Annotated in this window: 28 protein-coding genes; 17 read left to right on the forward strand and 11 right to left on the reverse strand. The window is 68.1% G+C overall.

The features are described from left to right. The 3 genes from OQ789_RS05730 to OQ789_RS05740 form a co-directional block, all read right to left on the reverse strand. A complete protein-coding gene (locus tag OQ789_RS05730) occupies positions 1 to 1,044 on the reverse strand; it encodes a DUF2993 domain-containing protein (protein WP_324684084.1) in 1,044 nt (347 codons plus the stop codon). Beyond that, positions 1,041 to 1,874 carry a carbon-nitrogen hydrolase family protein gene (locus OQ789_RS05735; protein ID WP_324684086.1) on the reverse strand — a complete coding sequence of 278 codons (834 nt, stop codon included), beginning with the start codon at positions 1,872 to 1,874 and terminating at the stop codon, positions 1,041 to 1,043. The genes OQ789_RS05730 and OQ789_RS05735 overlap by 4 nt, the downstream gene beginning before the upstream one ends. Positions 1,875 to 2,212: 338 nt before the next feature. Next, positions 2,213 to 2,737 carry a DUF2505 domain-containing protein gene (locus tag OQ789_RS05740; RefSeq protein WP_324684088.1) on the reverse strand — a complete coding sequence of 175 codons (525 nt, stop codon included), beginning with the start codon at positions 2,735 to 2,737 and terminating at the stop codon, positions 2,213 to 2,215. A 26-nt stretch (positions 2,738 to 2,763) separates the two neighbouring features. On the opposite strand from OQ789_RS05740, the gene OQ789_RS05745 reads away from it, so the two are divergent. Both OQ789_RS05745 and OQ789_RS05750 read left to right on the forward strand, forming a co-directional pair. After that, positions 2,764 to 3,882 carry a UDP-N-acetylmuramate dehydrogenase gene (locus OQ789_RS05745; RefSeq protein ID WP_324684090.1) on the forward strand — a complete coding sequence of 373 codons (1,119 nt, stop codon included), beginning with the start codon at positions 2,764 to 2,766 and terminating at the stop codon, positions 3,880 to 3,882. Positions 3,883 to 3,914: 32 nt separating this feature from the next. Then, a complete protein-coding gene (locus tag OQ789_RS05750) occupies positions 3,915 to 5,294 on the forward strand; it encodes a L,D-transpeptidase (RefSeq protein ID WP_420716050.1) in 1,380 nt (459 codons plus the stop codon). On the opposite strand, the gene OQ789_RS05755 is transcribed toward OQ789_RS05750, so the two are convergent. After that, positions 5,278 to 6,027 (reverse strand): SDR family oxidoreductase, encoded by a 750-nt coding sequence (locus tag OQ789_RS05755; RefSeq protein WP_324684093.1) that lies wholly within the window; start codon positions 6,025 to 6,027, stop codon positions 5,278 to 5,280. The two genes, OQ789_RS05750 and OQ789_RS05755, sit on opposite strands and share 17 nt — an antisense overlap. Positions 6,028 to 6,259: 232 nt before the next feature. On the opposite strand from OQ789_RS05755, the gene OQ789_RS05760 reads away from it, so the two are divergent. The 6 genes from OQ789_RS05760 (at position 6,260) to regX (ending at position 12,375) form a co-directional block, all read left to right on the forward strand. Continuing rightward, on the forward strand, positions 6,260 to 7,537 hold the full coding sequence (locus tag OQ789_RS05760; protein ID WP_324684247.1) for an ROK family protein: 1,278 nt from the start codon (positions 6,260 to 6,262) through the stop codon (positions 7,535 to 7,537). Then, positions 7,515 to 8,873, forward strand: a complete 1,359-nt coding sequence (mshA, locus tag OQ789_RS05765; RefSeq protein ID WP_420716051.1) for a D-inositol-3-phosphate glycosyltransferase — start codon at positions 7,515 to 7,517, stop codon at positions 8,871 to 8,873. Before OQ789_RS05760 ends, mshA begins: the two co-directional genes overlap by 23 nt. A gap of 104 nt (positions 8,874 to 8,977) precedes the next feature. Beyond that, entirely contained in the window at positions 8,978 to 9,508 is a 531-nt protein-coding gene (locus OQ789_RS05770) for a YbjN domain-containing protein (protein WP_324684248.1), read from the forward strand. Positions 9,509 to 9,533: 25 nt separating this feature from the next. Further along, positions 9,534 to 10,283 carry a phosphoglyceromutase gene (locus OQ789_RS05775; protein ID WP_324684095.1) on the forward strand — a complete coding sequence of 250 codons (750 nt, stop codon included), beginning with the start codon at positions 9,534 to 9,536 and terminating at the stop codon, positions 10,281 to 10,283. A gap of 141 nt (positions 10,284 to 10,424) precedes the next feature. Then, positions 10,425 to 11,654, forward strand: coding sequence for a sensor histidine kinase (locus OQ789_RS05780; RefSeq protein ID WP_324684097.1), 1,230 nt, complete (start codon positions 10,425 to 10,427; stop codon positions 11,652 to 11,654). Between the two features lie 37 nt (positions 11,655 to 11,691). Next, the gene (gene regX / locus OQ789_RS05785) at positions 11,692 to 12,375 is read left to right on the forward strand and encodes a two-component sensory transduction protein RegX (protein WP_324684099.1); all 684 of its coding nucleotides are present in this window, start codon (positions 11,692 to 11,694) and stop codon (positions 12,373 to 12,375) included. On the opposite strand, the gene OQ789_RS05790 is transcribed toward regX, so the two are convergent. Genes OQ789_RS05790 through OQ789_RS05800 form a run of 3 tightly spaced genes read right to left on the reverse strand, consistent with a single transcriptional unit; the run spans position 12,372 to position 14,678 of the window. Continuing rightward, positions 12,372 to 12,869, reverse strand: coding sequence for an NUDIX domain-containing protein (locus tag OQ789_RS05790; RefSeq protein WP_324684101.1), 498 nt, complete (start codon positions 12,867 to 12,869; stop codon positions 12,372 to 12,374). The genes regX and OQ789_RS05790 overlap by 4 nt on opposite strands. Before the next feature lie 46 nt (positions 12,870 to 12,915). Beyond that, positions 12,916 to 13,860, reverse strand: coding sequence for a hypothetical protein (locus tag OQ789_RS05795; RefSeq protein ID WP_324684102.1), 945 nt, complete (start codon positions 13,858 to 13,860; stop codon positions 12,916 to 12,918). Positions 13,861 to 13,883: 23 nt separating this feature from the next. Then, positions 13,884 to 14,678, reverse strand: a complete 795-nt coding sequence (locus OQ789_RS05800) for a hypothetical protein (RefSeq protein WP_324684103.1) — start codon at positions 14,676 to 14,678, stop codon at positions 13,884 to 13,886. A gap of 119 nt (positions 14,679 to 14,797) precedes the next feature. On the opposite strand from OQ789_RS05800, the gene OQ789_RS05805 reads away from it, so the two are divergent. The 9 genes from OQ789_RS05805 (at position 14,798) to OQ789_RS05845 (ending at position 22,314) form a co-directional block, all read left to right on the forward strand. Beyond that, a complete protein-coding gene (locus OQ789_RS05805) occupies positions 14,798 to 15,814 on the forward strand; it encodes a Ppx/GppA phosphatase family protein (RefSeq protein ID WP_324684104.1) in 1,017 nt (338 codons plus the stop codon). After that, on the forward strand, positions 15,811 to 16,797 hold the full coding sequence (locus OQ789_RS05810) for a hypothetical protein (protein WP_324684106.1): 987 nt from the start codon (positions 15,811 to 15,813) through the stop codon (positions 16,795 to 16,797). Before OQ789_RS05805 ends, OQ789_RS05810 begins: the two co-directional genes overlap by 4 nt. A gap of 15 nt (positions 16,798 to 16,812) precedes the next feature. Beyond that, positions 16,813 to 17,655, forward strand: coding sequence for a sugar phosphate isomerase/epimerase (locus OQ789_RS05815; protein WP_324684108.1), 843 nt, complete (start codon positions 16,813 to 16,815; stop codon positions 17,653 to 17,655). 24 nt (positions 17,656 to 17,679) lie between these two features. Further along, on the forward strand, positions 17,680 to 18,519 hold the full coding sequence (locus tag OQ789_RS05820) for a thioesterase family protein (protein WP_324684110.1): 840 nt from the start codon (positions 17,680 to 17,682) through the stop codon (positions 18,517 to 18,519). 27 nt (positions 18,520 to 18,546) lie between these two features. Further along, the gene (gene proC / locus OQ789_RS05825; protein ID WP_324684112.1) at positions 18,547 to 19,419 is read left to right on the forward strand and encodes a pyrroline-5-carboxylate reductase; all 873 of its coding nucleotides are present in this window, start codon (positions 18,547 to 18,549) and stop codon (positions 19,417 to 19,419) included. Positions 19,420 to 19,557: 138 nt separating this feature from the next. Next, positions 19,558 to 19,815 carry a cell division/environmental response transcriptional regulator gene (locus OQ789_RS05830; protein ID WP_065028101.1) on the forward strand — a complete coding sequence of 86 codons (258 nt, stop codon included), beginning with the start codon at positions 19,558 to 19,560 and terminating at the stop codon, positions 19,813 to 19,815. 148 nt (positions 19,816 to 19,963) lie between these two features. Further along, positions 19,964 to 20,065, forward strand: coding sequence for a 30S ribosomal protein bS22 (locus OQ789_RS05835; protein WP_003402602.1), 102 nt, complete (start codon positions 19,964 to 19,966; stop codon positions 20,063 to 20,065). A 51-nt stretch (positions 20,066 to 20,116) separates the two neighbouring features. Beyond that, a complete protein-coding gene (locus tag OQ789_RS05840; RefSeq protein ID WP_324684114.1) occupies positions 20,117 to 21,244 on the forward strand; it encodes an SDR family oxidoreductase in 1,128 nt (375 codons plus the stop codon). After that, positions 21,226 to 22,314, forward strand: a complete 1,089-nt coding sequence (locus OQ789_RS05845; RefSeq protein ID WP_324684115.1) for a lysophospholipid acyltransferase family protein — start codon at positions 21,226 to 21,228, stop codon at positions 22,312 to 22,314. Before OQ789_RS05840 ends, OQ789_RS05845 begins: the two co-directional genes overlap by 19 nt. Before the next feature lie 99 nt (positions 22,315 to 22,413). Here the strand turns inward: OQ789_RS05845 and OQ789_RS05850 are convergent, their stop codons facing one another. The 4 genes from OQ789_RS05850 to OQ789_RS05865 form a co-directional block, all read right to left on the reverse strand. Continuing rightward, complete coding sequence (locus tag OQ789_RS05850; RefSeq protein WP_324684117.1) at positions 22,414 to 23,343, reverse strand: cyclopropane mycolic acid synthase family methyltransferase; 930 nt, start codon at positions 23,341 to 23,343, stop codon at positions 22,414 to 22,416. Next, positions 23,344 to 23,865: an FAS1-like dehydratase domain-containing protein gene (locus OQ789_RS05855; RefSeq protein WP_324684118.1), complete on the reverse strand. Its 522-nt coding sequence runs from the start codon at positions 23,863 to 23,865 to the stop codon at positions 23,344 to 23,346. A gap of 44 nt (positions 23,866 to 23,909) precedes the next feature. Next, positions 23,910 to 24,818: an HAD-IB family hydrolase gene (locus OQ789_RS05860; RefSeq protein ID WP_324684120.1), complete on the reverse strand. Its 909-nt coding sequence runs from the start codon at positions 24,816 to 24,818 to the stop codon at positions 23,910 to 23,912. 173 nt (positions 24,819 to 24,991) lie between these two features. Then, positions 24,992 to 25,774 (reverse strand): hypothetical protein, encoded by a 783-nt coding sequence (locus tag OQ789_RS05865; protein WP_324684250.1) that lies wholly within the window; start codon positions 25,772 to 25,774, stop codon positions 24,992 to 24,994. Position 25,775 lies beyond the last annotated feature (1 nt).

Here is a 25,775-nt window from a genome sequence, read left to right on the forward strand (position 1 = left end):
TCAGAGGTCGGCGAAGCAGGGGTCGGTGTTGCCGGCCGGAATGGTGGCGTTCTGAGTCGAGAAATGGCTCGTCACGCCCGTATCGGTGACCTGCACGCTGTCCGCGTGGATACCCAGCGGGAAGTCCTTGGTCTGGTTGGAGAGGAATTCGTCCAGCGTCGACTGCACGGACTCCTTGGGCATGGTGAAACCGAGGGCGTTGAAGCTGACGATCTGCAGCTGCAACCCGGTTCCCGACACCACCGGCTTGGCCGTGATGTTGTCCAACATCCCCTTCAGCTCGATGGTTCCGTCGGCGGGATGGGTGGTGACGCTATTGGTGACAAACGGGCCCAGAACCGGGATGGCGTTCTGTACCGATTGCTTGATGCCGTCACTGGTCCACGTGATGGTGGCGTTCAGCGAGCCGATGGTGCCCTTGGAGTTGCCGGTGTCCTTGATCCGGACGTCGTTGACGTTGACCGAGAGCTTCATGCCCTTGGCGTCGCGGATGTTGTTGCCTGCGGTCTGCACCGAGATGTTCGTGTAGTGCTTGGTCAGCTGTTGCCAGAGCATCAGCGGCGCCACCCCGAACGAGGCGGTGGCCTGGTCCTTGACCTCGCACGCCACAGCCTGGGCCACCTTGGTGTCGGCGACGTGGCGCACGTACAGCTCGGCGCCGATGAGCGCGGCCACGATCAGCGCGAACACGATGATGAAGATCAGCAAAACGGAGACCGGGTCGCGACCGAAGCGGCGCTTCTTTTTCCCCGATGCCGCCTCGTCGCCGGGCTGAGTGGCGAACCGCTCGGTCGGGCCGGCGGGCGGGGTGGGGGGCGGCGGGTAGCCGGGCTGCTGCATGTTCGGCTGAGGCGTCCCGAATCGCTCGCTCTGCCCGGCCGGGGGACCTTGAGTGGGAGGCGGCGGCGCGGGCACGTGACCCGGGCCGCCGGTATTGATCCGCTCGGTCGGCCGCTCCGTGGGCGGCTGGCCGAAAGGTCCCTGGTTGGAGGGACGGGCCCACTGCGACGGGTCCGGGTTCGGTGGTCCTTGCGGGTTCGTCACCCGACCGATTCTGCCCTATCAACCTGAGCGAAATCCGACTGGTTGTGCAGCACCGCGATGCTCCTGCGGGCCTCGGCGACCCTGTCAACGTCGATGTCGGCCACCACCAGCTGGGGATCCGGGCCGGCCGACGCGACGATCTCGCCCAGCGGCGAGACGATCAGGCTGCCCCCGACACCGGTCGGTGCCCCCGATTTGGACCGGTGGGCGTCACCGGGATCGGCCTGACCGGCCGCGGCGACGTAACTCATCGAATCGAGTGCGCGGGCGCGGGCCAGCAGCGTCCACTGGTCGAGTTTGCCGGGGCCGGCACCCCAGGATGCGCACACCGCGATCACCTGGGCCCCGCGGCGGGCCAGTTCGGTGTAGAGCGCCGGGAAACGAATGTCGTAGCACACCGTCAGCCCCACCCGGACGCCGTCGACCGTGATCACCATCGGATCGTGTCCCGGTGCGACCGTGCGTGATTCGGTGAAGCCGAAGGCGTCGTAGAGGTGGATTTTGTCGTAGTGGGCGTCCGCCTCGTCGCAACCGTGCGGGCCCGCCGCGATCAGCGTGTTCTTCACCCGCCCGTCCCCCGACGGGGTGAACATCCCGGCCACGACGGCGATGTGCGACTCGGCCGCGATGCGGCGCACCGCGTCGGCCCAGGGCCCGTCGACCGGCTCGGCGACCGGGCCGAGCGGCACGCCGAACCGGCACATGGTCGCCTCCGGGAACACCACCAGCTTCGCGCCCGCGTCGGCGGCCCGGCGGGCGTATTCGGCCACCAGCTGCAGGTTTGCTGCCGGATCGGTGCCGCTGAGGATCTGCGCGAGGGCGATTCGCATGAGCGCCAGCTTAGGCCCGGCGACGATGCGCGGCGCTGAAGGCGGCGGGAGGAGGAGTCGGGCGATCCAGCTCGGGCCCGGCGACGATGCGTGGCGCTGAAGGCGGCGGGAGGAGGAGTCGGGCGATCCAGCTCGGGCCCGGCGACGATGCGTGGCGCTGAAGGCGGCGGGAGGAGGAGTCGGGTGATCCAGCTCGGGCCCGGCGACGATGCGTGGCGCTGAAGGCGGCGGGAGGAGGAGTCGGGCGATCCAGCTTAGGCCCGGCGACGATGCGTGGCGCTGAAGGCGGCGGGAGGAGGAGTCGGGTGATCCAGCTCGGGCCCGGCGACGATCCGCACTCACACCGTTCTGGCGATCCACTCCGTGGTGAAGCGCTGCTCGGCCTCGATCAGCTCGGCCAGCCGGGTGCCGATGATGTTCTCCAACTTGCCACCGATGATCGGGACCCGCACCTGGACGGTGGCCCGAAACGTCAGCCGGGTGCGGCCGGTCGCCCCGAGAGGCTCCAGGACGGCGGTGCCGGCCAGGTTCACCGGCGCGTTCACGATCGAGCCCACGACCGACCCCGTCGCGGCGCCGTCGGTGACCGGCCCCCAAGTCTCCTCCCGGCGGATGCACAGGTCGCCGCTGTGCAGTTGGGTGACCATCCCCGGGAGTTTGTCGCTGCGGATCACCTGCAGCGTGACGACCTCGACGGTGTCCTCGTCTCCGGACTCGCCGCCGACCCGCATCGACTCCAGGGTGGCGACGTCGACGCCCGACCCGGCCAGCCTGGCCCGCCAATACTCCGCATCGGTGAAGGCGCGGTGCACCTCCTCAACGCTGCCGTCGTAGTCGGCCGACAAGTCGAATGAACGCGGCATAGCAGGTGACGCTACCGTTACGGGCCATGAAATCCAGCGGAGCCGGTGCGGAGTTCGCCGGCGCGCCGGTGGCCGGCGCGGCGCCGCTGGCGCCACTGACCACGCTGCGGGTCGGACCGACCGCGCGTCGCCTGATCACCTGCACCACCACCGAACAGGTGATCGCCACACTGCGGCAGCTGGACGCGGAAACCCGTGGTGGGCAACAAGACTCGGTGCTGGTCTTCGCCGGCGGCTCCAATTTGGTGATCTCCGACGCCCTGACCGACCTGACCGCGGTGCGGCTGGCGAATGACGGCATCGCGGTGGAGGCCAACGTGGTGCGCGCCCAGGCCGGCGCGGCGTGGGATGACGTCGTCGTCGCGGCGATCGAGCACGGCCTCGGCGGGCTGGAATGCCTGTCCGGCATCCCCGGGTCGGCCGGAGCGACGCCGGTACAGAACGTCGGGGCGTACGGCGCCGAAGTCTCCGACACCATCACCCGCGTCCGGGTGCTCGATCGCGGCAGCGGCGAGGTGCGCTGGGTGCCGGGCAGCGAGCTGGGCTTCGGCTACCGCACCAGCGTGTTCAAGCGCGGCGGCGAGCGCGGACTCGACACCCCTGCTGTCGTACTGGAAGTCGAGTTCGCGCTGGACGCGGCGGGACGCAGCGCGCCGCTGCGCTACGGCGAGCTGGCCGCCGCGCTGGACGTGGCCGCCGGCGAGCGCACCGACCCGCGGGCCGTCCGTGACGCCGTGCTGACCCTGCGGGCGCGCAAGGGCATGGTGCTCGACGCGGCCGACCACGACACCTGGAGCGTGGGCTCGTTCTTCACCAACCCGGTCGTCGCGCGGGGTGTCTTCGAGCGCGTGGCCGCAACGGTCGACGCGCCGGTCCCGCACTACCCCGCGCCCGACGGCGTCAAGCTGGCCGCCGGCTGGCTGGTGGAGCGTGCCGGCTTCGGCAAGGGCTATCCGATGCCCGGCCCGCGCGGCCAGGAGGCGCCCTGTCGGTTGTCCACCAAGCACGCGCTGGCCGTGACCAACCGCGGCGGTGCAGGTTCCGACGACGTGATTGCGCTGGCCCGTACCATCCGCGACGGGGTCAGGGCTGTGTTTGGCATCACACTGGTGCCCGAACCCGTCCTGCTCGGCTGCAGGCTGTAGCCTTAAAATGCGCCGACGCGCATGTGTCCTCGATTTGTGGTGGCCGGGCAGGCCATTATTCCCCGGTATCTTTGACTTCCGTGACCCCGTCCCACGCCCCGCGGCCGTTCAACCGGCGCGCGGCGTTGGCGACCCTGGGACTGGGTGTATTCGCCCCCAACGTGCTGGCCGCGTGCGGCGGCTCCACCGGCAAGCAAGCCGAGAAGAAGGAGCAGCCGGCGCCGCAGCTGAAGTACCAGCCCGCCGACGCGGCCGACAACGTGGTGCCGATCGCCCCGGTCAGCGTCCAGGTCGACGACGGCTGGTTCCAGCACGTCACCCTGTCCAACTCGTCGGGCAAGGCCGTCGCGGGCGGCTTCAACCAGGACCGCACCGTCTACACCACCACCGAGCCGCTGGGCTACGACCAGACCTACACCTGGGGCGGCTCGGCCGTCGGGCATGACGGCAAGGCGTTCCCGGTGGCGGGCAAGTTCACCACGGTGTCGCCCAGCAAGAAGATCGGTGGGGCATTCCAGCTCGCCGACGGCCAGACCGTCGGGGTCGCGGCCCCCATCATCATCCAGTTCGACGCGCCCATCAGCGACAAGGCCGCGGTCGAGAAGGCGCTCGCCGTCACCACCACCCCGCCCGTCGAGGGCAGCTGGGCCTGGTTGCCCGACGAGGCGGCGGGAGCCAGGGCGCACTGGCGCACCCGCGAGTATTACCCGGCCGGCACCACGGTCAACGTCCAGGCCAGGCTCTACGGCCTGCCTTTCGGCGACGGCGCCTACGGCGCGGACGACATCTCGCTGAACATCCAGATCGGCCGTCGTCAGGTGGTCAAGGCCGAGGTCTCGTCGCACCGCATCCAGGTGATCCGCGACGAGGGCGTCATCATGGACTTCGCGTGCAGCTACGGCGAGGCGGACAAGGCGCGCAACGTCACCCGCAACGGGGTCCACGTGGTGAGCGAGAAATACGCCGACTTCTACATGTCCAACCCGGCCGCCGGCTACAGCCACGTGCACGAGCGCTGGGCGGTACGCATCTCCAACAACGGCGAGTTCATCCACGCCAACCCGGCGAGCGCGGGCGCGCAGGGAAACACCAACGTCACGAACGGCTGCATCAACCTGTCGACGGGCGACGCCGAGCAGTACTTCCAGTCGGCGATTTACGGCGACCCCGTCGAGGTGACCGGCAGCACGATCCAGCTCTCCTACTCCGACGGCGACATCTGGGACTGGGCCGTGGACTGGGACACCTGGGTGGCCATGTCGGCGCTGCCGCCGCCGACCGCGCACCCGCCGTCAACGCAGATCCCGGTCACGGCGCCGGTCACGCCGTCCAACGCCCCGACCCTGTCGGGCACTCCGACCACGTCGACGACATCGCCCGACACCAGTTCGGCTACTACCCCCGGCGGTTGAACCGGGAGGTGGTGGCCTGGTCGCGCGGCTTCATCACGATCAAGTCCAGATCGACGTGTGGCGGCCGCGATGCGACAAACCCGATCACCTCTGCCACGTCGTCGGCCACCAGCGGCGTGATGCCGCTGTAGACGGAGTCCGCGCGTCGCTGGTCGCCGTCGAAGCGGACCAACGAGAATTCCGTTTCGACGGCACCCGGCGCGATCTCGGTCAGTCGCACCGGCTTGCCCAATAGCTCGCCGCGCAGCGTGCGGTGTAGCGCCCCCTGGGCGTGTTTGGCCGCCGTGTATCCGGCGCCGCCGTCGTAAACCTCAAGTGCCGCAACGGAAGTGACGGTGACGATCAGCCCGTCGCCGGAGTCGATCAGCATGGGCAGCAACGCCCGGGTGACCCGCAGCGTGCCGATCACGTTGGTCTCCCACATCCACTGCCAGTGCTCGAGGTCGGCGTCGGCGACCGGCGCCAGGCCCCGGGCCCCGCCGGCGTTGTTGACCAACACGTCGACGCGATCCAATTTGCTCGCCAATGTTTCGACCGCCGCACCGTCTGTGACATCGGCCACAACGGCGGTACCGCCGATTTCACTGGCCAGGGCCTCAATCCGGTCCGCCCGGCGCGCCACCGCGACGACGTGAAAGCCCTGCCCAGCCAGCTTCCGTGCGGTTGCTGCGCCGATACCCGAGCTGGCCCCGGTGATTACCGCGACGCGTTTATTCCTGCCAGTTCTAACCATCGAAGCAACCTTAATGAACGTGCTAGATTTTGCGTGTGCTCTCCAGCGCCCTGTTCAACACCACAACCACCGCGTGTCTTTGCGCGGCGGGTGCGTGTTGTTGCTGCGCATTTTGCCGCTCCTGACCAGCCAGGTGTGGCCAACACGGCCAGCAAAATCGGACAAAAGGACGCTCGTGCGCACGAATACCCTCACCCATACCCATCATTCGCCTTCTCGTGCCGTCGGGCACCTGGCCGGTCAGAAGGGCCACCGCTCCGTGCGGCGGCAAATTGTGCCGCCGGCGTTGAACATCCCCGACTCGGCGGCGGCCTCCGTCTTCCGGGCGGTTCGACTGCGCGGCCCCGTCGGCCGTGACGTCATCGCCGGCGTCACCTCGCTGAGCATCGCTACGGTCAACCGCCAGGTGATCGCGCTGCTCGAAGCGGGCCTGCTGCGCGAGCGCGCGGACCTGGCCGTCTCGGGAGCGATCGGCCGGCCGCGCGTGCCGGTCGAGGTCAACCACGAGCCGTTCGTGACGCTCGGCATCCACGTCGGTGCGCGGACCACCAGCATCGTGGCCACCGACCTGTTCGGCCGCACCCTCGACACCGTCGAGACCCCGACACCGCGCAGCCCGGCCGGACCCGCGCTGGCGACCCTGGCCGACAGCGCCCGCCGCTACCTGCGGCGTTGGCATCGCCGGCGGCCGCTGTGGGTGGGTGTCGCCATTGGTGGCACCGTCGACAGCTCCACCGGCCAGGTGGACCACCCGCGACTGGGCTGGCGGCAGGCGCCGGTCGGCCAGGTGCTGGCCGACGCGCTGGGCCTGCCGGTCTCGGTGGCCTCGCACGTCGACGCCATGGCAGGCGCGGAGCTGCTGTTGGGCATGCGGCGTTTCCTACCCAGCTCGCCGACCAGCCTGTATGTCTACGCCCGCGAGACCGTGGGCTATGCGCTGGTGATCGGCGGGCGCGTGCACGTCCCGGCAAGCGGCCCGGGCACCATCGCGACGCTGCCGGCCCAGTCGGAGCTGCTCGGCGGCACCGGCCAGCTGGAGTCCACCGTCAGCGACGAGGCCGTCGTGGCCGTCGCCCGCCAGCAACGCATCCTGCCGTTCGCCCCGGCGAATCGCGCCAACGGACCCGCCGCAGGCATCGCCGATCTGCTGCGCGCGGCACGAGCAGGCAACCAGCAGGCCAAGGACCTGTTGGCCGAGCGGGGCCGCGTGCTCGGTGAGGCGGTGGCGCTGCTGCGCGACATGCTCAACCCGGACGAGCTGGTGGTCGGGGGGCAGGCGTTCACCGAGTACCCCGAGGCGATGGAGCAGGTCGAGGCGGCGTTCGTCGCACGCTCCGTGCTGGGACCGCGCGACATCCGCCTGACCGCCTTCGGTAACCGGGTGCAGGAGGCCGGCGCCGGCACCGTCTCGCTGTCCGGGCTCTACGCCGACCCGCTGGGCGCGATGCGACGCGCCGGGGCGCTCGATACCCGGCTGCACGACGTGGATCGCGACGAGTCATCCGCCTGACGCGACCGTAGTGTCCGGCGCGCTTGGGCCGACCGGCGAACCATCCTGTAAAGATGACAGGGTGCGGCACGATGACGTCTTCCGGCTGAATGAGCCGCGCCGTGTCGCAGTGTTGGCGGTTCACACCTCCCCGCTGGCCCAGCCCGGCACCGGCGACGCGGGCGGCATGAACGTCTATGTGCTGCAGACCGCCCTGCACTTGGCGCGGCGCGGCATCGAGGTGGAGATCTTTACGCGCGCCACCGCCTCGGCCGACCCGCCGGTCGCGCGGGTGGCACCCGGGGTGCTGGTGCGCAACGTCGTGGCGGGCCCGTTCGAGGGCCTGGACAAATACGACCTGCCCACCCAGCTGTGCGGGTTCGCGGCCGGGGTGTTGCGCGCCGAGGCATCGCACGAGCCCGGCTACTACGACATTGTGCATTCGCATTACTGGCTGTCCGGACAGGTCGGCTGGCTGGCGCGCGACCGCTGGGCGGTGCCGTTGGTGCACACCGCGCACACCCTCGCCGCGGTCAAGAACGCGGCTCTGGCCCAAGGGGATTCACCCGAACCGCCGCTGCGCACGGTCGGCGAGCAACAGGTTGTCGACGAGGCGGACCGGCTGATCGTCAACACCGACGACGAAGCCCGGCAACTGATCTCGATTCACCACGCCGACCCGGCACGGATCGACGTCGTGCATCCCGGAGTGGATCTCGACGTGTTCCGCCCCGGTGACCGCAGGGCCGCCCGGGCCGCGCTGGATCTTGCGCCCGACGAAGACATCGTGGCGTTCGTCGGCCGGATCCAGCCGCTCAAGGCGCCCGACATCGTGTTGCGGGCGGCCGCGAGGCTGCCCGGCGTGCGTATCGTCGTGGCCGGAGGGCCCTCGGGCAGCGGTCTGGCCTCCCCGGACGGATTGGTCAGGCTGGCCGACCAGCTCGGTATCGCCGAGCGCGTGACCTTCCTGCCCCCGCAGTCGCGCCCGAGGCTGGCCACGCTGTTCCAGGCGGCCAATCTGGTTGCGGTGCCCAGCTATTCGGAGTCATTCGGGCTGGTCGCCCTCGAGGCGCAGGCATGCGGGACACCGGTGGCCGCGGCCGCGGTCGGCGGGCTGCCGGTGGCCGTTCGCGACGGGGTGACGGGCACGCTGGTGGCCGGCCACGACGTCGGGCGGTGGGCGGATGCGATGGGTCGGCTGCTGCGCTCGCCTGCGGCGCACGCGGAGAAAATGGGCCGCGCGGCCGCCGCGCATGCCGCCACGTTCTCGTGGGACCACACCACCGATGCGCTGTTGGCCAGCTATCGCCGCGCGATTCGCGAATACACCGCGGAGCGCCGGGGCGTGGGCGCGTGAATCCCACCGCCGGCGACGATGCAGAGCGCAGCGATGCTGAGGAGCGGCGCGTGAATCCCACCGCCGGCGACGATGCAGAGCGCAGCGATGCTGAGGAGCGGCGCGTGAATCCCACCGAGGTCAGCCAGGTGATCGAAAGTGCCTTGCAGGCCAGCGGGCTGAACTACTCGAAACATGCTGGCGCACACGGCGGTTTGTCGGGCCTGGTGGTGGAACTGCCCGGCGAGCGCAAGCTCAAGACCAACACCATCCTGAGCGTCGGCGAGCATTCGGTGCGGGTCGAGGCGTTCGTGTGCCGCAAGCCCGACGAGAATCATGAGGGCGTCTACCGGTTCCTGCTCAAGCGCAACCGCCGCCTCTACGGCGTGGCCTACACGCTGGACAAGGTCGGTGACGTCTATCTGGTGGGTCGCATGTCGCTGGCGTCGGTGGACGCCGATGAGCTCGACCGAGTGCTCGGGCAGGTGCTCGAGGCGGTGGATGCGGACTTCAATACGTTGCTGGAGTTGGGTTTTCGCTCGTCGATCCAGAAGGAGTGGGATTGGCGGGTGTCTCGCGGTGAGTCTCTGAAAAACTTGGAGGCTTTTGCGCACCTGATCGACGACGATGACGACGAAGACGGCGACGACCGCTGACACAGTGCGTGAGAGACTAACCGGCATGGGTGACACCGCCACGCTGGTACTGCTTCGCCACGGCGAAAGCGAATGGAACTCGCTGAACCTGTTCACGGGCTGGGTCGACATCGGACTCACCGAAAAGGGCCGGGCCGAAGCCGTGCGCAGCGGCGAGCTGCTGATCGAGAACAACCTGTTGCCCGACATCCTCTACACCTCGTTGCTGCGCCGCGCCATCTCCACCGCGCACCTGACGCTGGACGTGGCCGACCGGCTGTGGATTCCGGTGCGGCGCACCTGGCGGCTCAACGAACGCCACTACGGGGCGCTGCAGGGCCTGGACAAGGCCGAGACGAAGGCCCGCTACGGCGACGAGCAGTTCATGGCCTGGCGGCGCAGCTATGACACGCCGCCCCCGCCCATCGAGAAGGGCAGCACATACAGCCAGGACACCGACCCGCGCTACGCCGATATCGGCGGCGGCCCGCTCACCGAGTGCCTGGCCGACGTGGTGGTTCGCTTCCTGCCGTATTTCACCGACGTCATCGTCCCGGACCTGCGCAGCGGCAAGACGGTGCTGATCGTGGCGCACGGTAATTCGCTGCGGGCGCTGATCAAGCATCTCGACCAGGTGTCCGACGACGAGATCGCCGAATTGAACATCCCGACCGGCATCCCGCTGCGCTACGACCTGGACGCGCGGCTGCGGCCCGTGGTCCCCGGTGGCACCTATCTGGACCCGGAGGCGGCCGCCGCCGGGGCCGCGGCGGTTGCCAACCAGGGGCGCGGCTGACCCCGACGTGGGCGGGGTAAGGCCATCTAGCCAAACATCGCGTGAACGGGAGCGGAACACCTGTTGCGCAAGGTGTGACTTGTCCGATTTTGGCCTCGTTGCGCTAGGGCAGCGTTCAGGAAGATTTGTAGGATTTGCTATGTGAGTGTGTTCTCGGCGGTGTTGCTGGCCGGGGTTTTCTCCGTGCTGGCGCTCGCCGCAGGTGTGCTGGTCGGCACCCGGCTGTCACCCCGGGCGGTAAAGCGCCGCCAGCGGGTCGGCACGGAATGGACCGGGATCACCGTCGCGCAGATGCTGCAGCGCATCGTGGCGCTGATGCCGCTGGCCGCGGCGGTGGTGGACGCGCATCGCGACGTGGTCTACCTCAACGACCGGGCCAAGGAGTTAGGCCTGGTGCGTGACCGTCAACTCGATGACCAGGCCTGGGAGGCGGCGCAGCAGGCCCTGACCGGCGTCGACGTCGAATTCGACCTGCAGCCCGCGAAACGGGCGGGCGGCCGCTCCGGGCTCTCGGTGCACGGCCACGCCCGGCTGGTCAGCGAAGAAGACCGTCGGTTCGCCGTGGTGTTCGCCCATGACCAGTCCGACTACGCGCGGATGGAAGCGACCAGGCGCGACTTCGTGGCCAACGTCAGCCACGAGCTCAAGACGCCGGTGGGCGCCATGGCGCTGCTCGCCGAGGCGCTACTGGCCTCGGCCGACGACTCCGAAACGGTGCGGCGGTTCGCCGAGAAGGTGCTGGTGGAGGCCAACCGGCTGGGGGACATGGTGGCCGAGCTGATCGAGCTGTCCCGGTTGCAGGGCGCCGAACGGCTGCCCAACGTCACCGAGGTCGACGTCGACAAGGTGGTGAGCGAAGCGATTTCGCGCCACAAGGTGGCAGCCGAGAACACCGATATCGAGGTCCGCACCGACGCGCCCAGCGGTCTGCGGGTGCTGGGTGATGAAACGCTGCTGGTTACCGCCCTGGCCAACCTGGTGTCCAACGCCATCGCCTATTCGCCGCCGGGTTCGCCGGTGTCGATCAGCCGCCGCCGCCGCGGGGAGAACATCGAGATCGCGGTGACCGACCGCGGCATCGGGATTGCGCTGGAGGACCAGGAGCGCGTTTTTGAGCGGTTCTTCCGGGGGGATAAGGCGCGCTCCCGCGCCACCGGTGGCAGCGGGTTGGGCCTGGCGATCGTCAAGCACGTTGCGGCCAACCACAACGGCAGCATCGGGGTGTGGAGCAAGCCCGGCACGGGGTCGACGTTCACCCTGTCCATCCCGGCTGCCGCGACGCCTCGCCAAGACGGCGAGGACGCGGAGCAATCGCAGGGCCACGACATGCGGTCCAACCGCTCACAACGAGAGGAAGAACTAAGCCGATGACCCGCGAGCGTATGACGATGCAGGAGGAATCGCACCGATGACAAGCGTGCTGATCGTGGAGGACGAGGAGTCCCTGGCCGACCCGTTGGCGTTCCTGCTCCGCAAGGAGGGTTTCGAAGCCACCGTGGTGACCGACGGTACGGCCGCGCTGGCCGAGTTCGATCGGGGTGGCGCCGACATCGTGCTGCTCGACCTGATGCTGCCCGGCATGTCGGGGACCGACGTGTGCAAGCAGCTGCGTGCGCGTTCCAGCGTGCCGGTGATCATGGTGACGGCCCGCGACAGTGAGATCGACAAGGTGGTGGGCCTCGAACTCGGTGCCGATGACTACGTGACCAAGCCGTATTCGGCGCGCGAGTTGATCGCCCGGATCCGGGCGGTGTTGCGCCGCGGCGGTGACGACGATTCCGAGATCAGCGATGGCGTGCTCGAGTCCGGACCGGTGCGGATGGACGTCGAGCGTCACGTCGTTTCGGTCAATGGCGACTCGATCACGTTGCCGCTCAAGGAATTTGACCTTCTCGAGTATCTGATGCGCAACAGCGGACGGGTGTTGACCCGCGGGCAGCTGATCGACCGGGTGTGGGGCGCCGACTACGTCGGCGACACCAAGACGCTCGACGTCCACGTCAAGCGCCTGCGGTCCAAGATCGAGGCCGACCCGGCCAACCCGGTCCATCTGGTGACGGTGCGCGGGCTGGGCTACAAGCTCGAGGGCTAGGGCGACGGTTCTGCCGGCGGCGGATCGGTGATGTCGAAGACGGTTCGGTCATCGTCGTTGGCGCTCAACGCGATACGCCGACGCATGTCCGCCGTCATCGGCGGAAGGTCGGCAAGGTCGAACCACGCGGCCGCGGTGCTCTCGTCGTCGGCCGCATAGGGCTCTCCGCACAGCCAGTCCATCCGGAACACGTGGTCCAGGTACTGGGCCTGATCACCGTTGGCGTGCACGGCCGGTCGGGTCACATGCACCCAGGCGAGACGGGTGGCCCGGGCGCCGACCCCGGTCTCCTCGCGCACCTCGCGGGCCGCGCAGTCCGCCGGATTCTCGCTCGGCTCCACGATTCCCGTCACGGCCGTCCACGCGCCGTTGTCGGATCGCTTGACCAGCAACACTTTTCGGTCGCGGATTGTCACCGCGGTGATGCCGGGCAGCCACAACGGCGCATGGCCGATGGCGCGGCGAAGCTCGACGATGAAATCGGGGACCGGCACCCACCGTTCTTAACACACGAGGGGAGCGCGTCCGGATCGAGGAAGCTCAGCTCGGGATTCGTTCGTTGATCTCGGGCGCCTCGGTCCCACGCAGGCCCACCTCGGTGTGTCCGAGCACCGACCAACGCCGGTGATCGATCTCGATGTGGATGTCGGCCTGCTCGGTGTTGGTGCATACGGCGCGGCCGCCGTCGGGATCGGTGTAGCCCAGACTCACGCATCGTTCTGGCGGCTGGTCGACTCGGATGAGCACCCGCCGCCCGCCGATGCGTCCCGCCAGCTGCCAGTGCCGCGGGTCGAGCCGGGTCCGCATCCGCAGCGATGGCAAAGTGCTCGCGGGCCAATCCTTTCCGTTGAGCCGGAAGCGCGCGAAGGCCAGCGGTGCGAGCCGGCGCAGCCCCGGCTTGTGCGACACGGCGGCGACCACCTCGAGGACGTCGCCGCCGCCGAGGTCGGCGTGGATCCATCCCCAGCGTCTGGCGTTGCCGTGTCCGTAGATGTGTGCGACGCCGCCGCGCCATCCCGCGATGGGCGTGGCGGTGCCTTCGTCGGTCAATGAGCCGGTGAAGTCGGCGGTGGGGGCGAGGACGACTTGCGCGCCGGGCAACAGCTCGCGCTCCCACGCCAGGCGGGGGAACGTCCACAGCGGACGGGCGGTGTCCGTCCAGGACAAATCCCAGGCCAGCGACCGCGCCTCGCCGGCCAGCCGCCCCTCGGTCACCCGAACGCCGGCGGCGTTGAACCAGTCGTCGCCGGCCGCGGGCTGGACGGGCTCGGGGCCGAACCGTTCGGTATGGGGTAACCCGTCGGGCGGAAACCGGGTGAGCCAGCCGTGCGCGTAAGGGGCGCCCTGCACCGGAGCCACTGTCTCGCAATGGATCCACAACCCCGCTCGTGTGCGTGGGTCGGACAGGGTGGCATACCAGACCTCGAGCCGCCCCGGCTTGCCGCGCCATCGTGGAGCCGCGGCCGATCGCCTTTCCTGGTCCACTGCCCGCGGCCCGAAGTGTGCGGCTACTCGGCTAACCGAGTCGCCGGATGCACCGCGATGAGCCCTAACTTGCTGCGGCGCTTGCACATTGCGGCCAGCTCCGAGTAGGCCTTCGCCCCCAGCAGCTCGGTGAGTTCGTCGGCCAGGCTTTCCCACACCTGCTTGGCGCCGACATGGGCGGCCGGATCGCCGGTGCAGTACCAGTGCAGGTCCGCGCCGCCGGAACCCCAACCGCGGCGGTCGTATTCGGTGACCCAGGTCTTGAGGATCTCGGTGCCGTCGGGCCGCGTCACCCACTCCTGGCTGCGACGGATCGGCAGCTGCCAGCAGACATCGGGCTTCATGGTCAGCGGCGGCACGCCCAGTTTGAGGGCCTTGCTGTGCAGCGCGCAGCCGACACCGCCCGCGAAACCCGGCCGGTTCAAGAAGATGCACGCGTCTTTGTGCTTGCGGGTGCGGTACTGGGGCTGGCCGTCGTGCTCGTCGAGCTCGAGATAACCCTTGCGGCCCAACCCTTTTTCGCGGAATTGCCAGTCGGCACCGGTCAGCTTCTGCACCGCGTCGTCCAGGCGGGCGCGGTCGTCGTCGTCGGACAGGAACGCACCGTGCGAGCAGCACCCGTCGTCGGGTCGGTCTTCGACCGTGCCGCGGCACGCCGGAGTGCCGAACACGCAGGTCCATCGGGAGAGCAGCCAGGTGAGGTCCGCGGCGATCAGGTGCTCGGCGTTGTCGGGGTCGTAGAACTCCACCCATTCGCGGGCGAAATCCAGCTCGACCTCTTGTCCCGGTTCCGGGTGCGAATTCGCCACGCAGTCCACGTTAGACCACTATTCGGCCCATCCGAGCCGCTGACACTCGAGGCCGGTATGGCCACCGTCACGGCGGGTTTACCGGGTCGCGCAAGGCGCCGCCCCCGGGGCTTCGTTAGTTTGTTCAGGTGCGATTGGGCGTTCTCGACGTGGGCAGCAACACGGTGCATCTGTTGGTGGTCGATGCCCACCGGGGCGGCCATCCGACGCCGATGAGTTCGACGAAAGCCACGCTGCGTCTCGCCGAGGCCACCGACAGCGCCGGCAAGATCACCAAGCGCGGTGCCGAGAAGCTGATCTCCACGATCGACGAATTCGCCAAGATCGCCGACAGTTCGGGGTGCAAGGAACTGATGGCCTTCGCCACGTCGGCGGTCCGGGACGCCGGCAACTCCGACGACGTGCTGGGCCGGGTGCGTAAAGAGACCGGCGTCGAGTTGCGGGTGCTGACCGGGGTCGACGAGTCGCGGCTGACGTTCCTGGCGGTGCGCCGGTGGTACGGGTGGAGCGCGGGCCGCATCATCAACCTCGACATCGGCGGCGGTTCGCTGGAGATGTCCAGTGGCGTGGACGAGGAGCCCGATGTGGCGTTGTCGCTGCCGCTGGGCGCCGGACGGCTGACCCGCGAGTGGTTGCCCGACGACCCCCCCGGCCGGCGCCGGGTGGCGATGCTGCGGGACTGGCTGGACGCCGAGCTCTCCGAAGCGAGTGTGACCATCCTCGACGCGGGTAGTCCCGACCTTGCGGTGGCGACTTCGAAGACGTTTCGCTCGCTGGCGCGGCTCACCGGAGCGGCGCCCTCGGGCGCCGGACCGCGGGTCAAGAGGACGCTGACAGCAAACGGCCTCAGGCAACTCATATCTTTCATCTCTAGGATGACGACCGCTGACCGGGCAGAACTGGAAGGAGTGAGCGCCGAGCGGGCACCGCAGATCGTTGCGGGTGCTCTGGTGGCGGAGGCAAGCATGCGAGCGCTGTCGATCGAATCGGTGGATATTTGCCCGTGGGCATTACGGGAAGGTCTCATCTTGCGCAAACTCGACAGCGAAGCCGACGGATCGGCCCTTATGGAGCCTTCGGTGCGCAATGCTGGAGGTCAGGTAGTTGATCGGAATCAGAACCGATCGAGAGGCGACAAACCATGACCGGACCGGACTCCGAGACCGAGAGCCCCGGCACTCGGCCCATATCGGTTGCCGAACTGCTGGCTAAAAACGGAACCATCGGCGCCCCGGCCGTCACCCGCCGTCGGCGACGCCGGCGCGGCGACAGCGACGCGGTCACCGTCGCCGAATTGACCGGCGACCTCCCGGTGATCGACGATGACGACGACGAACCCGCAAGCAACGCCGCCGAAGCCCCCGAGGCGACCGCCGCGGCGGCACCTGCCCCGCCCGGCGGACCCGCCGCCCAGGACGTCGCCGAACAGGTCACCACGGACGAGCTCAAGGCTCCCTACTGGTCGGAGCCCGAACCCCGCTGGCCCAAGTCGGCGCCGCAGCCCGTGCGGGCGTCGGGGCCCGAGCGCAGCGAATATCCCCGGCCGCTGCCCGAAGCCGGGCCCGAGCGCTCGCCCGTCGATGGGGGCGGGCAGCCGGGCTCCGGGGCTGAGGACATGAGCTTCGACCCCATGGACCACTACGCCGACGTCCCGGTGGACGTCATGGACTCCGAAGTGCGCGAGGCCGAACCGGCGCTGGAGGACTCCGCGTACGTGCGCTCCTTCCTGCGGTCGTCGGATTCGGACGATGACGAGGACGGATCCGGACCGCTGCCCGCCGGCGTGCTCGGCGACGAGCACCTCGATCACGGGGACGGGCACGCCGACCCGGACCAGGATGCCCACCTCGAGCAGGGCAGGTTCGACGCGTTGTGGCGCGGCGGTGTGGTGGTGCTGCAGTCGATGTTGGCCGTCGCGTTCGGCGGCGGGTTGTTCGTGGCCTTCGACCAGTTGTGGCGCTGGAACAGCCTGGTGGCGCTGGTGCTGTCGGTGCTGGTCATTCTGGGCCTGGTGGCCGGGGTCCGGGTGGTTCGCAAGACGGAGGACATCGCCAGCACGTTGATCGCGGTCGCGGTGGGTGCGCTGATCACCCTGGGGCCCTTGGCGCTGTCGTTGCAGTCGGGCTAGCGGCGCCGTAGGACAGTGCGCCCAGCCATCAAAGTCGGCCTTTCCACGGCTTCGGTGTACCCGTTGCGGGCCGAGGCCGCCTTCGAGTACGCGGCCCGGCTCGGCTACGACGGCGTCGAGCTGATGGTGTGGGCGGAGTCGGTGAGCCAGGACGTCGCCGCCGTGCAGAAGCTGTCGCGGCACTACCGCGTCCCGGTGTTGTCCGTGCACGCGCCCTGCCTGCTCATCTCGCAGCGGGTGTGGGGCGCAAACCCGGTGCCCAAGCTCGATCGCAGCGTGCGTGTCGCCGAAGAGCTGGGCGCGCAGACCGTGGTCGTGCACCCGCCGTTTCGCTGGCAGCGGCGCTACGCCGAGGGCTTCACCGAGCAGGTGGCGACGCTGGAGGCGTCGAGCGACGTGATGATCGCCGTGGAGAACATGTTCCCGTTCCGGGCGGACCGGTTGTTCGGGGCAGGCCAGTCGCTGGAGCGGATGCGCAAGCGCGGCGGCGGGCCCGGCGCGGCGATTTCGGCGTTTTCGCCCTCCTACGACCCGCTCGACGGCGACCACGCGCACTACACGCTGGACCTGTCGCACACCGCGACCGCCGGCACCGACTCGCTGGACATGGCCCGGCGGATGGGGGCGGGGCTGGTGCACCTGCATCTGTGCGACGGCAACGGTCTGCCCGCCGACGAGCACCTGGTGCCCGGGCGCGGCACGCAACCCACCGCGGAGGTGTGCCAGATGCTGGCCGCCGGCCATTTCGCCGGGCACGTCATCCTGGAGGTGTCGACGTCGAGCGCCCGTTCGGCCACCGAGCGCGAGGCCATGCTCGCCGAATCGCTGCAGTTCGCCCGCACGCATCTGCTGCGCTGACCAAGCCGGAGAAAACCCAGACACATGAGTGCGTTGTTCACCACCGCCATGACGCTGCGGGAGGTCGGTTCAGGCGTCTTCGACGGCGAGCTCGACAAGCGCTGGACAATCGGCCCCAAGGTGCACGGCGGCGCGATGCTGGCGCTGTGCGCCAACGCCGCCCGCTCCGCCTGCGGCGCGCAGCCCGAAGGGCTCGGATCGATGCAGCCGGTCGCGGTGTCGGCGAGCTTCCTGTGGGCGCCCGATCCCGGCCCCGTGCAGCTGGTGACCTCGATTCGCAAGCGGGGCCGGCGGATCAGCGTGGTCGACGTCGAGCTCAACCAGGGCGACCGCACGGCGGTGCACGCGGTGGTCAACCTCGGCGAGCCCGAGCACTTTCCGCCGGACGGTGCGGCCGCACCCCTGCTGTCGGCCAACCCGGTGCTGGACCTGATGGCGCCCGAGCCCCCCGACGACATCGAGCCGATCGGGCCGGGGCATCCGCTGGCGGGCCTGGTGCACCTGGGCGAGGGCTGCGACGTGCGGCCGGCGCTCTCGACGATGGCGCCCCGCGGCGACGGGCGCCCGCCGGTGATCCAGATGTGGGCGCGTCCCCGCGGTGTGGCCCCGGACGCGCTGTTTGCGCTCATGTGTGGCGACCTGTCGGCGCCGGTGACGTTCGCGGTGGACCGCACCGGCTGGGCGCCCACGATCCAGCTCACGGCGTTCTTGCGGGGTCTGCCGGCCGATGGCTGGCTGCGCATCATCGCGACCTGCACCGAAATCGGGCACGACTGGTTCGACGAGGACCACACCGTCGTCGACAGCCTGGGCCGCCTGGTGGTTCAGGCCCGTCAGCTGGCTTTGGTCCCTGCCGCTCGCTAGTGCGCGGTGTCTGCGATGCTGTCCGGCATGGCAAGAATCGCGATCATCGGTGGCGGCAGCATCGGGGAGGCACTGCTGTCGGGCCTGCTGCGGGCGGGCCGGCAGGTCAAGGACCTGGTGGTGGTCGAGCGAGTCCCCGAGCGCGCCGACTACCTGGCCGACACCTACTCGGTGCGGATCGGCACGGTGCCCGACGCCGTGGAGAACGCGTCGTTCGTCGTGGTCGCGGTCAAGCCCGCCGATGTCGAGTCGGTGATGGCCGAGATCGCCCGCGCGGCGGGCGCCGCGGAAAGCGATACCGCCGAGCAGGTCTTCGTCACGGTCGCGGCCGGGATCACCATCGGTTATTTCGAATCGAAGCTTCCGGCCGGGACGCCGGTGGTGCGGGCGATGCCGAACGCGGCGGCCCTGGTCGGCGCCGGCGTCACGGCGCTGGCCAAGGGGAGGTTTGTCACCGCGCCGCAGCTCGAGGGCGTCTCGGCCCTGTTCGACTCCGTCGGGGGCGTGCTGAGCGTTCCGGAAGGCCAGATGGACGCCGTCACCGCACTCTCGGGCTCCGGGCCGGCATACTTCTTCCTGCTGGTCGAAGCGCTGGTGGACGCCGGCGTCGGCGCGGGTCTCAGCCGTGAGGTGGCCACCGATTTGACCGCGCAGACCATGGCCGGCTCGGCCGCCATGCTGCTCGAGCGTATGGACAACGACCGGGAGCCGGGCGAGGCCGAGGCGCCCGGGCGGGTGGACGCCACGGCGACGCAGCTGAGGGCGACGGTGACCTCGCCCGGCGGTACCACCGCGGCCGCGCTTCGTGAGCTGGAGCGAGGCGGATTGCGAGCGGCGGTCGATGCGGCCGTCCAGGCCGCAAAAAGGCGCTCTGAGCAGCTAAGAATTACATCAGAGTAATCCAAGTTTTTTGAACTGATTGTCCCCCACCAGTACCAGTAACCCCACTAGTCCCGCTATTCTCCTCTTGTAAGCACGTGTGGGTGCCAGCGGAGGGGAAGCCGCTGGCATGCGCGTGCCTGACACGATTGGGTTGCGATGACGTCTAGTAACGGGCCATCAGCGCGGGATGCTGCAGGTAAGCCACGGGACGCCGGTTCCGTCGACAGCCAGCAGGGCAGGACGCAGTTTCTCACTGTCGCCGAGGTCGCGGCGTTGATGCGCGTCTCGAAGATGACGGTGTACCGGTTGGTGCACAACGGCGAGCTGCCCGCGGTCCGGGTGGGCCGGTCCTTCCGGGTGCACGCCAAGGCCGTCCACGACATGCTCGAGACGTCCTACTTCGACGCCGGCTGACCCCTGCCCGGTGCCGCCTGCGCGCGGCACCCAGGCTCTCCGCGGTGACGCGGCGATCGATCGATGCCGGTTTGGTGTTCGATGCGTTGCGCCGGGTAAAGTGTCCGGGTCCAAGCTTTGAAGCAGTCACGGTCAGATAGCGGAGTTCATGGGTTCTGTAATCAAGAAGCGGCGCAAGCGTATGTCGAAGAAGAAGCACCGCAAGCTGCTGCGTCGCACCCGGGTGCAGCGCAGAAAACTCGGCAAGTAACCCGCCCCGCGGCACTGTGCCGCGGTCTCTTTTGACCGCTAGGCTGTTCGGGTGGATGCGTCGAATGGGGACAGCGCCGGGCCCGGTGACACCTCAGACAACACAGTGCATTACCCCAAGATTGTGCTGGTCACCGGCGCGTGCCGGTTTCTGGGCGGCTACCTGACGGCCCGGCTCGCGCAGAACCCGATGATCAACGGGGTCATCGCGGTGGATGCGACCGCCCCGAGCAAGGACATGCTGCGCCGCATGGGGCGCGCGGAATTCGTCCGCGCCGACATTCGTAACCCCTTCATAGCCAAGGTGATTCGCAACGGCGACGTCGACACGGTGGTGCACGCGGCGGCGGCGTCGTACGCGCCGCGATCAGGCGGCACCGCGGCGCTCAAAGAAATCAACGTGATGGGCGCGATGCAGCTGTTCGCGGCCTGCCAGAAGGCGCCGTCCGTGCGCCGGGTGGTGCTCAAGTCGACGTCCGAGGTGTACGGCTCGAGCGCGCACGATCCGGTGATGTTCACCGAGGACAGCACCAGCCGTCGACCGTTCCGCGGCGGTTTCGCCAAGGACAGCCTCGACATCGAGGCCTACGCGCGCGGATTGGGACGGCGCAGGCCCGACATCGCCGTGACGATCCTGCGGCTGGCCAACATGATCGGCCCGGCGATGGACACGACGCTGTCGCGTTATCTGGCCGGGCCTTTGGTGCCGACCATGTTCGGCCGCGACGCGCGCCTGCAGCTGCTGCACGAGCAGGATGCCCTCGGTGCGCTGGAGCGTGCGGCGATGGCCGGTAAGGCGGGAACGTTCAACATTGGCGCCGAAGGCATCATCATGCTGTCGCAGGCGATCCGGCGCGCGGGCCGGATTCCCTTGCCAGTACCGGGATTCGGCGTCTGGGCGCTGGACTCGTTGCGCCGCGCCAACCGCTACAACGAGATCAGTCGCGATCAGTTCGATTATTTGAGCTACGGCCGCGTCATGGACACCACCCGGATGCGTACGGAGCTCGGCTACCAGCCGAAATGGTCGACGGCGGAAGCGTTTGACGCCTACGTCAGAGGTCGCAGCTTAACTCCCATTATCGACCCGCTTCGGGTACGCTCCTTGGAAAGTCGCGCCATATCCCTGGCTCAGCGCTGGGGTAGCCGCAATCCAATTCCGTGGGGTGGGGTCAGGTAGGAATCGTGGCGGGTGAAACCAGAGCGAATGTCATTCCACTGCACACGAATCGGGGTCGGGTAGCGGCGCGCCGGAGAGCCGATCAGCGTGCGGATGCTTCTCGCCAGCACCCTTCATTGCTGTCCGATCCGAACGACCGCGCGTCGGCCGAGCAGATCGCCGCGGTGGTCCGCGAAATCGACGAGCACCGCCGCGCCGCGGGGGCGCCGTCCGCCGATACGCCGCTCAATGACCTGGCGCAGCGCGTCGCCTCGGTTGCCGGTTTCCTGCGCCAGCGGATCACCGGCGATTACAGCGTCGACGAGTTCGGCTTCGACCCGCACTTCAACAGCGCGATCGTTCTTCCGGTGTTGCGGACGCTTTTCCGGTCCTGGTTCCGGGTCGAGGTGAGCGGCATCGAGAACCTGCCGGACGACGGCGCCGCGCTGGTGGTCGCCAACCACGCCGGTGTGTTGCCGCTCGACGGGCTGATGCTGTCGGTGGCCGTGCACGACGAGCACCCCGCGCATCGCGAACTGCGACTGCTGGCCGCCGACATGGTGTTCGACCTGCCGGTGGTGGGCGAGGCGGCCCGCAAGGCCGGGCACACCATGGCCTGCACGACGGACGCACACCGGTTGCTCGCCAGCGGCGAGCTCACCGCCGTGTTCCCGGAGGGCTATAAGGGCCTGGGCAAGCGATTCGAGGACCGTTACCGGCTGCAGCGGTTCGGTCGCGGTGGATTCGTAACGGCGGCGCTGCGGACCAAGGCGCCGATCGTTCCCTGTTCGATCATCGGGTCCGAAGAGATCTATCCGATGCTGACCGACGTCAAGCTGCTCGCGCGGCTGTTCGGGCTGCCGTACTTCCCGATCACGCCGCTGTTCCCGCTGGCCGGTCCCATGGGGCTGATGCCGCTGCCGTCGAAGTGGCACATCGCGTTCGGTGAGCCGATCTACACCGACGACTACGCCGCCTCCGACGCCGAAGACCCGATGGTCACCTTCGAGCTGACCGACCAGGTGCGCGAGACCATCCAGCAGACGCTGTACCGGCTGCTCGCCGGCCGCCGCAACATCTTCTTCGGCTGAGCGTTTTCCGGAGTCGACCCGCGCACATAACGCGGTGGCGATCCCGGACCCGGTTTCCCGCCATGGCGTTACGCCCGCGAGCCGTATCGCGCGAGGGCGCTACTTGACCATCGTGAACTGGCAGACGTTGGTGTAGCCGTCGCGGAACAGATCCGAGCAGCCCCGCAGGTACTTCAGGTAGATGTCGTAGGTCTCCTGCCCCTTCAGGGCAATCGCCTCATTCTTATGCGCCTCGAGGGCATCCCCCCACGCGGTCAGCGTCGGTACGTAGTTCTTGCCGATGAAGTGATGGCGGTCGATCTTGAAGCCGGCCTCGGTCGAGTACTTGTCGACCAGGTTGACCTGGGGCAGCTTTCCGCCGGGGTAGATCTCCTTCAGGATGAAACTGATGAACCGCAGCAGGGTCATGTTCACCTTCAACCCCATCGCGTTGCCCTCTTCGCGGGTGGGCACCACGATCGAGTGCAGCAGCATGCGGCCGTCGTCGGGCAGCAAGTCGTAGTACTTCTTGAAGAACGTCGCGTAGCGCTCGTACCCGGCATCACCCGCGCCGTCGGCGAAGTGCTCGAAGGCGCCCAGCGACACGATGCGGTCGATCGGTTCGTCGCTGGGGAATTCCTCCCAGCCCTGGATGCGCACGTCTTTGCGGCGCGGGCTGTCCATCTTGTCGAACTCCGCCACGCAGTGGGCGTACTGGTTCTCGCTCAGCGTGAGGCCGATGACGTTGACGTCGTATTCGGCCACCGCGTGACGCATCGTCGAGCCCCAGCCGCTGCCGATGTCCAGCAGCGTCATGCCGGGCTCGAGGTTGAGCTTGTCGAGAGCGAGCTTGCGCTTGGCGTACTGCGCCTCTTCGAGCGTCTTGGTCAGGTGCTGCGGGTCCGGATTTTCGTCGAAGTAACCGCAGCTGTACGTCATTGACGGGTCAAGCCAGAGCTTGAAGAACTCGTTCGATTTGTCGTAGTGCGACCGGACTTTCTCGACCGGCGGCTTGAGCTGTGTGTTTCCCACTTCCCCCTGTGCAGACATTTACAACGCCCCTGACTTTCCCGCGGATATGGCTGCCACTGCCGCGGCTGTGGCTTCGACGTCCTCCTGGTTTGAAGACTCTCCCAGCATCGTGACGACACTGGTCACAATTGCGTTTCCCTCGCCATCGGTCACTTCGCTGCGGATCTCAACAAGCACAGTGCCGTGGGACTGGATCACCGAGTCGAGATAGGTGTCGAAGTACAGCCTATCGTGCGCCAGGATCGGGCGATGGAACTTGAACTTCTGGTCCCGGTGGATCACCCGGGCGATGTTGATCGGGATGCTGAACTTGGTGAAGATCTCCAGCTGAACACGGCGCCCGGCGATCGCGAGGAACGTCAGCGGCGCCACCATCGCGGGGTACCCGGCTCTCGCTGATTCACTTTCGTCGAAGTGCGCCGGATGGTCGTCTTTGATGGCCATCGCAAACTCGCGGATCTTCTCGCGACCGACCTCGAAGTAATCCGGTGCGCGGTAATGGCTGCCGATGAGTCCTTCGGCTTCCTTGGGGACCGTCATGGCGCTATGCCCTCCGCTCGATTTTCTCTGCGCGGCGCAGCCTATCAGCGCGATTGCCGTCGGGAGGCCAGCGCGGCCAGCGCACCACCGGCTGCACCCAACGCCAGCGCCGACGGCACCCCGATCCGGGCCGCCTTGCGAGCGGTACGGAAATCACGAATCTCCCAGCCGCGCTCGCGGGCCAGGGCGCGCAGGCGGGCGTCGGGATTGATCGCGACCGCGGTGCCCACCAGCGATAGCATGGGCACGTCGTTGAAGCTGTCCGAGTAGGCCGTGCACCGCTTCAGGTTCAGGCCCTCGCGAATTGCCAGGGACCGCACGGCGTGGGCCTTGCCGGTGCCGTGCAGGATGTCACCGACCAGGCGGCCGGTGAAGACGCCGTCGACGGATTCCGCGACCGTGCCCAGAGCGCCGGTCAGGCCGAGCCGTCGCGCGATGGTTGCGGCGAGTTCGTATGGCGTGGCCGTGATCAGCCACACCTGCTGACCGGCGTCCAGGTGCATCTGGGTGAGCTCTCGGGTGCCGGGCCAGATCTTGTCGGCGATGATCTCGTCGTAGATGTCCTCGCCCAAAGTGATCAACTCTTCGACCGATCGGCCCTCGATGAAGGCGAGCGCCTTGCGCCGGCCGGCGGCGACGTCGTTGCTGTTTTCGGTCCCGAGGATCTGGAACTTGGCCTGCGCGTAGACGAATCCGAGCACATCGCGGTAGGTGAAGTAGTTACGCGTCGCCAGCCCGCGGCCGAAATGCACCGCGGAGGAGCCCTGCACGAGCGTGTTGTCCACGTCGAAGAACGCGGCGGCGGTCAGGTCGATCGGGGGCTGGGGACTGTGCTGTGAGGCGGCGACTTCCTGCATGCCCTCGATCGCGCGGGCGGCGCTGGCGTCCGCGGCCAGCGATTCCGCGTCAACGTGGCCGGGGCGGTCCGCGTCGACCGGGTCAAAGGAAGTCATCGCCAAACCTCCTAGATCGCTGTATTGCCTGGCGACCCAGCGGGTGCCCGGTCTCCAACCCTATCGGGCGGATGGCGTGAGGGCGTTGGACGCGTCCCGGGCTGCCGGTGATGCTCGCGGCCGACCACTCTTTGGTGGATGCCCTGCCCTGAAGCCGGGCCGCTTCTTCGCGCTTAGGAATCGCCGGTTCCGCCGGTAATCAGTGATTCACGATCGAAGATCACCCAGTCGTCCGCGTCGTTGACGATCTGCACTCCGTCCAGTTGCGTTGTCGTTCTGATCATATTTTTGAGCGCCTGCCACTGCATCCCGCCGTATCTGATCCCCTGACGCCTTCGCGTGGTGTAGGCGCGTATCACGCGGTGCATATTTTGGACCGTGAAAGTCTTCATGACCGGTTGCTCATCTTCACGCTGGCCTTCCGCCAGCTCGATGAATATTTGACGTCCACGCAGCACAGATCCGATCGGCGGCGAAAGTTCCTCGGGTGGCGTGTTGACGGCACGGGTTATCAATTCCTCGAGAATATTTCCGTCATTCTCGGGTGTCTGAGCGGAGGAATCCATGTGATCATCTCGAGGCTGCGGATCGTTGAGAACAACAGGTATGTTTCGCTTGTTGATTGCGACCCACTGTGATCCCCTGTTGCACACAATCACCCAATCGAGCTCTGGCATGGAGAGGGCGGCGGTAAGCGCATCTTCGAAAGCGCCACCGGCGAAGGTGTCCGGCAGATCTGGATGATCCTTGGACGTGTAGAGCATCATGGCGTTCGTTCCGTCAGACAAGCGGAGCAACGGCGTTGCATTCACCTGTCCTCCCTCGTGCTCAACCTTTGTCCGAGGAAAGAACAATTCGACACCGCGAAGCGCCGCAAAAAGCCGTCGATTCGTCTCCGTCGACTTCGTTTCTGAGGCGAGGCTGATGAGTTTGTCGATTTCAGAATAGTCGGGCACG

The sequence above is a fragment of the Mycobacterium sp. 94-17 genome (assembly GCF_035617725.1).
Taxonomy (GTDB): Bacteria; Actinomycetota; Actinomycetes; order Mycobacteriales; family Mycobacteriaceae; genus Mycobacterium.